Annotated in this window: 12 protein-coding genes; 2 read left to right on the top strand and 10 right to left on the bottom strand. The window is 47.2% G+C overall.

Translation table 11 applies throughout. The features are described 5' to 3' along the window. Positions 1–19: 19 nt before the first annotated feature. The 4 genes from CBX96_RS05795 to CBX96_RS05780 form a co-directional block, all read right to left on the bottom strand. Positions 20–961, bottom strand: coding sequence for an ABC transporter substrate-binding protein (locus CBX96_RS05795; protein ID WP_109286047.1), 942 nt, complete (start codon positions 959–961; stop codon positions 20–22). 98 nt (positions 962–1,059) lie between these two features. After that, on the bottom strand, positions 1,060–2,115 hold the full coding sequence (locus CBX96_RS05790; RefSeq protein WP_109286046.1) for an aldose epimerase family protein: 1,056 nt from the start codon (positions 2,113–2,115) through the stop codon (positions 1,060–1,062). 79 nt (positions 2,116–2,194) lie between these two features. Then, positions 2,195–2,965, bottom strand: a complete 771-nt coding sequence (locus tag CBX96_RS05785; protein WP_109286045.1) for an SDR family NAD(P)-dependent oxidoreductase — start codon at positions 2,963–2,965, stop codon at positions 2,195–2,197. Between the two features lie 60 nt (positions 2,966–3,025). After that, positions 3,026–4,759: an IlvD/Edd family dehydratase gene (locus CBX96_RS05780; protein ID WP_109286044.1), complete on the bottom strand. Its 1,734-nt coding sequence runs from the start codon at positions 4,757–4,759 to the stop codon at positions 3,026–3,028. Between the two features lie 176 nt (positions 4,760–4,935). On the opposite strand from CBX96_RS05780, the gene CBX96_RS05775 reads away from it, so the two are divergent. Continuing rightward, positions 4,936–5,883 carry a glycoside hydrolase family 43 protein gene (locus CBX96_RS05775; protein WP_011626170.1) on the top strand — a complete coding sequence of 316 codons (948 nt, stop codon included), beginning with the start codon at positions 4,936–4,938 and terminating at the stop codon, positions 5,881–5,883. An 87-nt stretch (positions 5,884–5,970) separates the two neighbouring features. Here CBX96_RS05775 and CBX96_RS05770 read toward each other — a convergent pair whose 3' ends face one another. From CBX96_RS05770 to CBX96_RS05750, 5 genes are all read right to left on the bottom strand, one after another. Beyond that, positions 5,971–6,687 carry a FadR/GntR family transcriptional regulator gene (locus CBX96_RS05770; protein WP_011622747.1) on the bottom strand — a complete coding sequence of 239 codons (717 nt, stop codon included), beginning with the start codon at positions 6,685–6,687 and terminating at the stop codon, positions 5,971–5,973. A 235-nt stretch (positions 6,688–6,922) separates the two neighbouring features. Next, positions 6,923–7,531, bottom strand: coding sequence for an HAD family phosphatase (locus CBX96_RS05765; RefSeq protein ID WP_011622746.1), 609 nt, complete (start codon positions 7,529–7,531; stop codon positions 6,923–6,925). 76 nt (positions 7,532–7,607) lie between these two features. Next, positions 7,608–9,110, bottom strand: a complete 1,503-nt coding sequence (gene araA / locus CBX96_RS05760) for an L-arabinose isomerase (protein ID WP_109286043.1) — start codon at positions 9,108–9,110, stop codon at positions 7,608–7,610. A gap of 38 nt (positions 9,111–9,148) precedes the next feature. Further along, positions 9,149–9,844, bottom strand: a complete 696-nt coding sequence (locus tag CBX96_RS05755; protein WP_109286042.1) for an L-ribulose-5-phosphate 4-epimerase — start codon at positions 9,842–9,844, stop codon at positions 9,149–9,151. Between the two features lies 1 nt (position 9,845). Then, positions 9,846–11,519, bottom strand: coding sequence for a ribulokinase (locus CBX96_RS05750; protein WP_109286041.1), 1,674 nt, complete (start codon positions 11,517–11,519; stop codon positions 9,846–9,848). A 369-nt stretch (positions 11,520–11,888) separates the two neighbouring features. Between CBX96_RS05750 and CBX96_RS05745 the strand changes: the two genes are divergently transcribed. Beyond that, complete coding sequence (locus CBX96_RS05745; RefSeq protein ID WP_109286040.1) at positions 11,889–12,419, top strand: hypothetical protein; 531 nt, start codon at positions 11,889–11,891, stop codon at positions 12,417–12,419. 114 nt (positions 12,420–12,533) lie between these two features. Here CBX96_RS05745 and CBX96_RS05740 read toward each other — a convergent pair. Then, positions 12,534–12,713 (bottom strand): IS3 family transposase (locus tag CBX96_RS05740; RefSeq protein ID WP_146194330.1); only part of this gene is annotated, 180 nt, incomplete at its 5' end.

Raw genomic sequence — 12,713 nt, 5'->3', positions numbered from 1 at the left:
CAAGAAAGCGTCAATGGGATTATTGCTGGCGGCGCTTTTCGTACTCTGCGGCAGCGGTTTCTTGGGTAAATACATCACCCGTGGTGCTAATAAGCTTGGCTTGATCCTTATTGCCCTTCAGGTACGCATCGATAGCATCAAATGCTGGGCCGCCTAAGTATGGGCTAAGCTCAACCGTGGCATTAACATCGCCATCGGCCATGGCCTTAAAGTAATCGGGAACACCGTCCACGGAGACAATCAGAATATCTTTGCCCGGTTTTAAACCGGCTTCTTTAATGGCTTGCACGGCGCCAAGGGCCATTTCATCGTTATGCGACCACACGGCGCACAGTGGTTGACCGTTTTGCGCCTTGAGGAAACCTTCCATCACTTCTTTACCCTTAGCACGGGTAAATTCGCCGGTTTGGCTACGAACAATCTTGGCATTGGGATAATTGGCAACCACTTGGTTAAAACCGGCGGCGCGATCAATTGCTGCGGTTGCACCTACCGTGCCCTGCAACTCGGCGATATCACAGTTGCCTTGGGTTTTATCCATTAGCCATTGGCCAATCTTGCGGCCTTCTTCGGTAAAGTCGGAGGCGATACGGGTAAGGAATAAGGAGTCATCATCGACCTTGATATTACGGTCGACAATCACCACAGGAATATGGGCACGTTTGGCTTCTTTGAGTACGGGTTTCCAGCCTGTTTCCACTACGGGCGCGATAATAATGGCATCCACGCCTTGGGCGATAAAGCTACGCACGGCTTTGATTTGGTTCTCTTGTTTTTGCTGAGCGTCGGCAAATTTTAAATCGATGCCACGCTGTTTAGCTTCGGCCTTGACCGCTTCGCTAAAGCTGGTGCGCCAACCACTCTCGGAGCCAACCTGTGAAAAGCCCACCGTGGTGGCGTAGGCACAAGTTGCACTGACAGCCCATAATCCCAATGCGGTAATGATTTTATTATGTTTCATTATTATTCCCTTTATAATTTTAGGTAACAGAGATCCCCTAGCCTGCTGTTAACAGCAGGCTAACTCGTACAAATAAATGTTATTTCGCCTTGATTGAATTAAATATTCTTAAACTTATGTACCGTAATTTGTTGATATTGAGTATTTGCCTCAAGCATGACACTCGGGAAATGGTCAATGTTTACCGCATTCGGATAACCGTGGGTTTCTAAACACAGGCCATGGAATTGATTAATGCTATAACCTTCATCATCAATATGGCTGCCATCGAGAAAGTTGCCACTATAAAATTGCACGCCGACTTCTGTGGTACTAATTTCGAGTTCTCGGCCAGAAAGCGGATCTTTTAACACCGCAATAGTCTGCAAACTGTTTTTATTGTCAGGATTTCTATCCATAACAAAATAATGATCATAACCATTAGTTAATTGCTTAATATCCGTGGCAATTAGCTTTGGTTGTTTGAAATTGTAAGCGCCATCGTCGACTAAGATTAATTCGCCCGTTGGGATCTGTTCATTATCGAGCGCCAGGAAATGGCTGGCTTGAATGGAGAGTTCGTGCCCTAAAATGCCTTGGTGTTTGTTGGAGGCAAGATTCCAGTAAGCATGATTGGTTAAACAGACGGGGGTGGTTTGATCACAAACGGCTTGATAGTTCAGAGTTAATTCATTGTTTTCATTGAGGCGATACTCGAGCTTAATGGCAAGATTACCCGGAAATCCTTGATCGCCATCGGGGCTGGTAATACTGAAAACCGCCGCCACACTGTCATTGTCCTGCAGCGTCTCAACCTGCCAAGTGCAATGGCTTAATCCTTTAGGTCCGCCGTGAAGTTGATTGTTGCCTTCATTGGCGACTAATTGAATCGTTTTACCTGCTAAGGGGAATTGTGCTTTACCAATACGATTTGCGACACGGCCGGCGGTAATACCAAAATAATACGGATTAGTCGCCCAATCTTTAATATCTTGATAGCCAAGACTTAATGAAATAGGTTCTTGCGCTTGACCATAAAGTTTGACCGACCAAATACTGGCGCCGTAATTTGACAGAACCACTTCAAGCCCGTGGCTATTGGTGAGCGTGACTAATTGTAATTCATCCGCAAATGCGGCGTGTTGTAGGCTTTTTTTAGTAACAGAGAGTTGCATGGTGAGTGCTTTACCTTTTATTTAAAATAAACTCAGCACTCACCTCATTATTCAATGAACTGAAATTTTATTGTGATATTTAAATCCAACCACCATCGACAATAAAATTCTGTGCGGTGCAGAGTTTGCTATCATCTGCTGCTAAAAATAACGCCATAGCAGCAATATCTTCGGGCATTACATATTCTTTAATACATTGGTTATTTTCGATATGTTTTGCCGTATCTTTATCTACCCAGTGTGTGAGTTGACGTTTTGTCATCACCCAACCCGGTGTTAAGGTATTAATCCGGATTTTATCTTTACCTAAATCGGCAGCTAATCCACGGGTTAAGCCCATGGCGCCAGCCTTAGATGCGGTGTAACCCGCCATGCCCGCTTGCCGATTGTGCCAACTCATAGAACCTAAGTTGATCACTGAGCCTCCACCGAGGCGCTGCATTTGCGGCCTGACCGCTTGTACGGCAAAAAAGTAATGCCGCAAATTGGTGTTTAGGCATTGGTCCCAATATTCTGGGGTCACTTCGTCGATACTATGGCGCTGATCGCACGCGGCATTATTAATCAATACCGATATTGGCCCCAAATCGTCCTCGACCTGAGCAATTACACGCTTGAGGGCGGCGATATCGACAAGATCGCAGTGATAAAATTTTACGCTGGCCTCTGGTTGAGTCTGCTTAAGGTCTGCGACGAGTTGAGTCGACTCCTCAACTAAAATATCGACAAATGCCACCTTAGCGCCCTGCTCTAAAAAAGCATTAACCAAGCAAGCTCCAATACCCGTTGCGCCACCACTGATAAAAATGGTTTTCCCTTGTAAACTCGGGTATTGATTAGTCAACTTCATAACTCAACCTTTTATTAAAATAATTATCTGGTTTTATTATAAAAGAAAACGAGTTCATATTTAATGGGAATGTGCTGGTATCTCTGCACCTCGACATCCCACGAGAAAATCAAAATCACATCCCTCATCCGCCTGGAGAACATGCTCCTTAAAGAGCGAGAGATAGCCACCATTCACAGGTATGAGTTTTACCGTCGCCAGTTTGGCAAGACGAGCCTGTAACTCTTGGTCACTGATCTCCAGCTGTAACGTTCCGGCATAGGTGTCTAGCGCTATCATGTCACCATTTTGAACGGCGGCCAGTGGCCCAAGGGCTTGTGCTTCTGGGGCAACATGCAGCACAACTGTGCCAAAGGCGGTGCCACTCATGCGTGCATCAGAAATCCTAACCATGTCCTTAATTCCTTTTTTCAACAACTTAGGTGGCAGTCCCATATTGCCGACCTCAGCCATGCCCGGATATCCCTTCGGGCCACAGTTTTTAAGCACCATAATGCTGTTTTCATCGATATCCAATTCAGGATCGCCGATGCGAGCGTTGTAATCGTCGAAGCTTTCAAACACCACGGCTTTACCGCGGTGCTGCATCAGGTGCGCGCTGGCGGCTGAAGTTTTGATCACTGCGCCTCGGGGCGCGAGATTGCCGCGCAGTACGCGAATGCCGCCATTTTCGACCAAGGGTTTTTCAAGTGACATGATCACCTCTTGGTTATAACACGGCGCTTCTTTGACATTGTCCCAGAGGCTAGCCGCATTGACTGTAAGCGTGTTTTTGCTCAGTAAATCATGCTCAAACAGCTGCCTTAATACTGCTGGCAGGCCACCTGCGTAGTAAAAGTCTTCCATTAAGTACTGACCCGAAGGCTTAAGATTTACTATGGTCGGTACTGTGTATCCATGGCACCAGTCATCGAGTGACAGCTCAACCCCTATCCTGCCTGCAATTGCTTTTAAATGGATAACGGCGTTGGTTGAGCCACCAATGGCGGCATTGACTTTGATGGCATTAATAAAAGCATCACGGCTTAAAATTTTACTTAAGGTCAAATCCTCTTTGACCATCTCCACAATTCGCATTCCCGACATATGCGCCAACACTTGGCGGCGAGAATCTACCGCAGGAATGGCTGCATTGTGTGGCAAACTCACCCCAAGGGTTTCCACCATACAGGCCATGGTCGATGCCGTGCCCATAGTGTTGCAGGTGCCCGTTGAGCGTGACATATCCGCTTCGGCATTCATAAATGCGGCGAGACTGATGTTGCCTGCTTTATATTCTTGATGCAGTTCCCACACGAGTGTGCCCGAACCGACATCCTTGCCCTTATGCTTACCATTGAGCATGGGACCACCGGTAACAACGATTGTCGGTAAATCACAACTGGCCGCACCCATCAATAAAGCCGGAGTCGTTTTATCGCAGCCCACTAACAGCACAACACCGTCGATGGGGTTGCCACGAATGGCTTCTTCCGTGTCCATGGCCGCAAGGTTACGGGTAAGCATGGCGCTTGGACGTAAATTGGACTCGCCATTCGAAAACACTGGAAACTCCACTGGAATGCCACCCGCTTCCCGAATGCCATTCTTTACTCTTTGCGCCAATTCCCGTAGATGACCATTACAGGGCGTCAATTCTGACCAGGTATTGCAAATACCAATCACAGGCTTATTTTGAAAGTGATGCTCGGGTATGCCTTGGTTTTTCATCCAACTGCGATACATAAATCCATTTTTGTCATCACTACCAAACCAACTTGCCGAACGAAGTGTTTTCGGTTTTTTATTATTCATATGACACCTTCGTCTTCCAAGGCATATGCCCTGCCCGAACGATTGAGTAACACTCAACATAAAACAAACGGACGAACCTAATGCCCTGAGTTAACAATTTGTACTTTAATATTGCTAGCACGTAAAAGTATTGGTATTACTATAATACCAAAATATCAAAAAACAATAGAGGAAGTATGAAAAAGGCATTTTTGAGTGTGTGTTTGGCATTGAGTACGAGTGTCAGCACTGCAGCGATTGCTGCTAACCCTCTGTTTACGGATGTATTTACCGCCGACCCTGCCGCCATAGTGCACCAAGATACTGTTTATCTTTATACTGGCCATGACGTTGCAAAGGACAATCGCACCTTCTTCGAAATGCATGATTGGCTCGTTTTCAGCTCTAAGGATATGCACAATTGGACGGCCCATGGCAGCAAGTTATCTGTGAAAGATTTCAGCTGGGCTAAAGGAGATGCATGGGCTAGCCATGTGATCGAAAAAGAAGGTAAGTTTTACTGGTATGTCACGGCAAGACACAACAAAATCAATGGCTTTGCTATTGGTGTCGCAGTTGCAGATAGTCCACTTGGCCCCTTCAAGGATGCCCGCGGCAGCGCCCTTATCACCAATGACATGACCACAGATACCGAGATTGATTGGGATGATATCGATCCTGCTGTCTTTATCGATGATGACAAGCAAGCCTATCTGTTTTGGGGCAACACTAAGCCAAGATTTGCCAAGTTAAAACCCAATATGATTGAACTCGATGGCCCAATACACGCCATTGATGTCCCTAACTTTACCGAAGCGCTTTGGGTACATAAAAAAGATAAAACCTATTATCTTTCATACGCTTCAGGCTTCCCTGAAAAAATTGCCTATGCGACCAGTGATAGCATTCAGGGGCCGTGGAAGTACCAAGGCATCTTAAATGAAGTGGCGGGCAACTCGCCGACAAACCATCAAGCGATTATTGAATTTAAAGGTAAATCCTACTTTATCTACCATACCGGCGCATCGCAGGATGGTGGCGGTGAGTTTAGACGTTCAGTGGCAATTGACCCGCTGCATTACAATGCCGATGGCACCCTACAGCGCATTCATATGACGAGCGAAGGCATTAGCGAGCCGCAGTAATACCATTTTTTGCTCGTGCCAAAGTAAAAAAGGTGAACCTAAGTTCACCTTTTTTATGGGTAGAGTGCGTTCAAAATGAATAACTCGTTATTTACGCTCAATATTTTTATGCACTGTATCTTGAGACGTTGAGAGTAATTTATTCATCTCGGCTTTCGCCCCTTCACTGTCTCCTGCGGCAATCGCAGTATAAATGGCCTTATGGCCTGGGAGTGATTGGATAAAGTCATCCTGAATTGTGCTACTGAGTCTAAAGATTTCGAGCAGCGCAGATTGGATCGACACGCCGAGGGACACCATAAACTCGTTATTGGTCGCATCTAAAATTGCCATGTGGAAATCGATATCCGAGGTATAGACTTCATCCGTACCTAATTCGGCCGCTTCCATCTTGGCATAGGCCGCCGCAATCACCTCAAGCTGCTCAGGGGTGCGTTTTTTCGCCGCCAGTTCAGCTGCTGCGGGTTCAAACACTTCACGGATTTCATAGAGAGAAGTGTAAAACTCGGGCGAAGGTTTAGATTGGGAAAACCAGTTTAAGATCACCGGATCGAACATATTCCAGTGGCGACGCTCACGAATGCGGGTGCCAAGTTTAGGACGAGATTCAATAAGCCCTTTTGCCGTGAGCACCTTAAAGGCTTCCCTTAAGGAGGTGCGTGACACTTCCAGCTCTTCACAGATAGCATTTTCATTAGGGATATATTCACCTGGCGCATAAAAGCCGCCCACAATGCGAGAACCTAATTCGCTTGCCACCCAGTTATGGATATTCTGCGGACGGTTATTTGCCTGATTTGCCATAGTGCCCTCTTTAACTCTCAATCTCTGTGCTCAATCCAATCAGCTGGATAAGGTGCTTAACGCTGATAAACAAATGTTATGATACTACCTTTCCTGATAAAGGTAATAAAAATTTTGTTAACGCTAAGAATTTATGGGAATTTCCTCAAACTTACTGTCCCTACCTTACCCCAAACTTTTACATTGTAAAGCCTAATTTTGCGTTTTAGCCAGTGATTGGACAAGCTCGCAACGGCTACTGAGCGCCTAGGAAATAGTCATTTTCAATCTGTAATTCGGCATGTACATCGACCACAAACATTCCCGCAGCTTCGGCGGCTTGGATGCCCGCCTTCGCATCTTCAAATACGATACAGCGCTCAGGCGCTATGCCCATCAGTTCGGCGCAGCGTAAAAAGGTATCGGGCGCAGGTTTGGGTGACGCGACTTGGTCGGCGCCCACCACATAATCGACTAATTCTAACAATCCACACAGGGTCAAGATTTGAATTGCTTCCTCTGTGTAGGCGCCTGTGCCGACCGCCATTGGGCGTTTGCCCTGATTCTGCTTGGCAAATTCGGCTAATGCCGTCGGTTTGACATATAAATGCATAGTGTCGCGCACTAGGGCTTCTTTATACTCGTTCATGGCCTCACAACTGGCCGTTGGCGTGACGCCAAAATGGGCGATCAGAATCTCTAAGGTGCCAATGGTGGGCACGCCCGCTAACGAGCGCATCAGTGCAGGCTCTACCGGGATCCCAAAGTGATTCAAGGTTTGTCGCCATGCCTGCTCATGCAACTGACCGCTGTCGACTAAGGTGCCATCCATATCGAAGATAATGCCGTCAAATTCTGTATACATCTGTGTTAACCCTATGAAATGAATGGTTCCAGAAAAATGAAAGCCGCCCGAAGGCGGCTTTGTTGCTGCGCGAGAATTATAAACCTCTTGCTAAACCGTAATAAACGGAATTTTGGCGAAGCTCATTCTTAAACTCACGGATCTTAGTGTCGGCATCGATGATAACCAGTTCAGCACCGGCCATTTCAGCAAAGTCGACAATCTGATCCGTCGTGATAGCTTGGCTGTAAGCTGAGTGGTGAGCACCACCGGCGTGGATCCAAGCTGCGGCGGCAACCGCTAAATTCGGACGCGGCTCCCACAGCGCAGACGCGACAGGCAGATTTGGCAGATCCTGTGGTGGCGTTACTGTATCTAATTCATTAAGAATGATACGGAAACGATTGCCTAAATCGATAGTCGATACGTTAATTGCTGGGCCCGCTTTACCTGTGAATAACAGACGTGGCACGTCACAACGCACGCCAATGGTATGGCGGTGAACTTCTAAACGCGGTTTTGCAGCAGCAATCGATGGGCACACTTCTAACATGTGGGCACCAAGAACTTGGTCAGTCGCGCCAAAGTTATAGGTGTAGTCTTCCATAAATGAAGTACCACCTGCACGGCCTTGGCCCATCACCTTCATGATGCGCACCATGGCAGCCGTTTTCCAGTCACCTTCACCGCCGTAACCGAAACCGTTCGCCATCAGACGTTGGGTTGCCAGTCCGGGTAATCCTGTCATACCGGTGAGGTTTTCGAAGCAGTTGGTAAAGGCACCAAATCCACCTTGGGTTAAGAATTGGGTTAAGCCGAGTTCAATCTTGGCTTCTTTTCTTAAACGGTCTAATTGGTATTCATCGCCAAATAGCTCGTTACCCACTTGGTATTCGCTGGCGTAACGATCGAGCTGTGCAGTCACATCGCCTTCTGCAATGGCTGCAATCGCTTCATTGAGTTCACCTAAGCTGTAGGCGTGCACTTCGTAACCGAATTGAATTTGTGCGGCAACTTTGTCGCCTTCGGTTACGGCCACTTGACGCATGTTGTCGCCAAAGCGGGCGATACGCAGGTTTTGGCTCTCGTGCCAACCCGCCGCCGCGCGGCACCAATCATCGATTTGTGCCTGTACATCGCTCGATTGCCAGTGACCCACAACCACTTTGCGCTCTTTACGCATACGAGTGCCGATAAAACCAAATTCGCGGCAACCGTGAGCACTTTGGTGGGTGTTCATGTAGTTCATGTTGATTTCGCTCCAAGGGAGCTCGGCATTGAACTGAGTGTGTAAGTGCATGAATGGCTTGCTTAATTCATTAAGGCCAGCAATCCACATCTTGGCTGGAGAGAAAGTGTGCATCCACAGAATAACGCCAACACAGTTTTCATCGCTGTTGGCCGCTTGGCATACGGTATGAATTTCCCGTGGAGATTTTACGGTTGGCTTATACACCACTTCGATGGAAATGGTGGATGATTCATTAAAGCCATGAACAATTTGCTCACTGTTTTTAGCGACTTGCTCTAATACTTTTGGGCCGTATAAATCCTGCGAACCCGTGATAAACCACACTTGTTTTTGTTTGAAGGCTTTCATATTACTCTCTCTAGTTTGAAATGAGACCCGACTGGCAATTACTTGCTTTGGCCGTAATAAGCGTCTTTTCCATGCTTACGCAAATAATGCTTATCAATAAGCTCTTGTTTTAACTGACTGATACCTGGTGCTAATGTTTTGGTGAGATACGCCATCCGAGCGATTTCTTCGAGTAACACGGCGTGGTACACAGATTTAGCCGCATTCGCGCCCCAAGTGAACGGTGCATGGCCAGCCACTATCACCATGGGCGACTCGTTGGGATCTCGGTCGGCGAAACAATCGAGGATCTGCACGCCGGTTTCTTCTTCATAGTCGCGGCTGATCTGATCGTTACGCATTACCGCTGTGCATGGGATTTCACCGTACACATAATCGGCCTGTGTCGTGCCTAAGCAGGGAATCGCTATCTGCGCCTGCGCCCAGGCGGTGGCATAGGTTGAATGGGTATGGGTAATGCCACCAATACTCTGCCACTGGCGATACAAATAGGTGTGTGTCTTGGTATCGGATGAAGGACGCATGCGCCCTTCTACGATTTGATTCTCAAGGTCAACAATCACAATGTCTTCAACCTTCAAATCTTCATAGGGCACGCCGCTGGGCTTGATACCAATCACGCCGAGTTGGCGGTCAATTTGTGAAACGTTGCCAAAGGTGTAAGTCACCAGTTTGCGTTTCTCAAGCTCCATGTTGGCTTCGTATACTTCGCGTTTTAGCTCTAAAAAAGACATCTTATTTCGCTCCATCAACATAGTGGCCAAGGGCTAAGTACCCTTGGTAAAGCGCTTGATATTTCTCTGCGTTTTCAGGATTTGGCTGATAGGTTTTGGCAACGTTTGAGGCCATGGCGGCTTGGGCACTCAGCACATCGGGATAAACCCCGGCTGCGGTTGCAGCATAAATAGCGGCGCCTAGGGCACAACTTTGCTCGCTCTCGAGTACGTCGATGTTGCAATTCCACACATCGGCGCAGGTTTGCATAATGAAGTCGGATTTTTTCGAGATCCCACCAATGGTGACCACATGGTCAATGCAAACGCCTTCTTGTTTGAAGCGCTCGATAATGGCACGTGCGCCATAGGCACTGGCTTCCACTAAAGCTTTGAAGACTTGCGGTGCTTGGCTGCCCATGGTTAACCCTGTGATAGCCATGGCAACAGATTGGTCGGCATCGGGCGTGCGACGTCCGTTAATCCAATCCAGCGCGACAATACCAGTCTCGCCAACGGGGATTTTTGCGGCCGCATTGCCTAACATTGTCAGAGTTTCAGATTCGAGTTGCTGAATGAGTTTGGCCTTGGTGTTGTCATCAAATAAGGCTGATGTGTCAAGCTGTTGCATCGGCCATGCAGTGAGATCCCTAAACCAAGCGTAGAGATCGCCGAAGGCTGACTGACCCGCTTCCAGTCCTATCATGCCGGGTAATACTGAGCCATCCACTTGACCGCAAATGCCTTTGATACAGCGCTCACCAATATCTTCATAACTGGCGACCGTAATGTCGCAGGTTGAAGTCCCCATCACCTTGGTTAAGACGCCAGGTTTAACATTGGCTCCAACGGCGCCTGCGTGGCAGTCAAATGAGCCAAAAGACACGATAACCTCGGTCGATAGCCCTAAATGTTGTGCCCACTCTGGTGTTAGCTGGCCGCAAACTTTGTCAGATGTGCAGGTTTCAAGCGGTAACTTGTCTCTCAATCCATCGAGTAAGGGGTCGATACCAACGAAAAAGTCATTCGGCGGATAACCATTCCATGACTCATGCCACATCACTTTGTGACCAGCGGCGCAGCGCCCTGCCTTAAAGACTTTTGGATGTGTGGTGCCCGTCATTAATGCGGTGATCCAATCACAGTGCTCGACCCAGCTATAGGCCGCTTGTCTAACTTCTGTGTCGTGGCGCAGTACAAATAGCGCTTTTGCCCAAAACCATTCGGAGGAGTAAATTCCCCCTTCATATTTCAGGTAATTTTCGCTCGCATTGTTTGCCGCAGCGGTAATTTGTTGGGCTTCGAGGATGGCGCTGTGATCTTTCCAAAGCAAAAACATGGCATTGGGATTACTCGCAAACTCTGGTTTTAAGGCTAAAGCAACACCTGATTCATCAACCGCAATCGGGGTTGAACCTGTGGTATCAACACTCAAACCGCAGACTCTTTGCGCGGCGCCACTGGGAGCTTTTGCCCAAAGTCCTTGTACTACCTCGATAAGGCTTTCGATGTAATCGAGGGGATGTTGTCTAAATTGATTCTTGGCAGGATCGCAAAAAAGCCCCTTCTTCCAACGTGGGTAGTACACCACATTTGTTGCTACTTCTGCGCCCGTTTGGGTATCTACCAATAACGCGCGAACTGAATCTGAGCCGTAATCAAGCCCTAACGCGTAAGCCCCTAAAACATTCGACATTTGCATCCCCGTACATTTTATCTGCGTCCGATCCGGTTTACGCAGGTAGAGTGAATATTATTTAGTACTACAATATTACTACAGCTCAATAGTAATACAATATGATTTTAGTTATTGAGTGATAAAATTTTTAACATTAAGGCTGAGCATGTAACGATTTAGGGGATGAAGCGTAAGGAAGGTAGAAGCAGTGCTAAGCTTGACTCAAGCATGAAGAAGTCGAATAATGGCGCCAGGTTGCAGAGACGCCTATCCGCAGAAGATGACATCACTCTGACTCATATCTCGATGTTCGCATCACATGTATGACACAACAATTGATTAGGTTTGGCTTAGCGGAGATGCCAATAAAACTTAGGAGAATTGTTTGTGATACAACAAATTACCCCTGCACCACGCGCCTTAACCGAAGTTAAAATCCTCGCTAAAAAACACCTTAAAGCCTGCCAAGCTGGCGATGCCGTGGCGCTAGATAAACTCGCCCCCTTGATGAATAAGCAAGGTTTAATCCAGCAGGATATTCAGCTTAAGCATTGCCAAAGCCTATTGGCTCGTGAGCTCGGTTTTACTGATTTTAATCACTGTCAAAGAGTGTTATCGGGTCAAGCACAAATCGGTGAAGACTTAGGTACCCTCTTCCATAGCAGGCGCTGCGATAGCTTGCTCAATCACTGGTTCAGCGGTTTTGATGAGGCGCAGGCTTTTTTACAGCAATCACCTCAGATGGTGTTGTTGCCCTACAAAAAGCAGTTCTTTGTGGTCAACGGCCCCGACTATCTTGACGCTCTGGGACTTAAATTGAGTGACCCCGCCAGCATCTTCTGTATATGGATGGGGAGTGAAACGGTTGCTGCCTATGAAGCTTTTGCGCTAAGTCTTATCAGGCATAAGCTCACTTAGTCTAGCCTTACTTAACTTAGCCTTATTTAACCTAAGCAGGTTTGCTATTTAAACAACTAGGCTAATGGGTAAATGAAATCCATTATGTCTCGTCCTAAGATAGGTTGACAGTTTTTAGGCCAGCTCCAGTAGCTGGCCTTTTCTATTGTGCACCTGATTAGGGGAGTCCATATTCAAACTCAGATGCGGTCTCATATCGTTGTATATTGCTATCGATTCTCTAACAAGTATCTTCAGCTCCGCAAATGTCCTACATCGGTGCAGTAAAAACTCCTGCTTCAGTATGCCATTCAC

Origin of the sequence: Shewanella sp. BC20, from assembly GCF_003129585.1 — a bacterium.
Classification (GTDB): Bacteria; Pseudomonadota; Gammaproteobacteria; order Enterobacterales; family Shewanellaceae; genus Shewanella; species Shewanella seohaensis.
The sequence above is the reverse complement of the archived record's forward strand: the minus strand, read 5'-3'. Positions and strand labels throughout refer to the sequence as shown.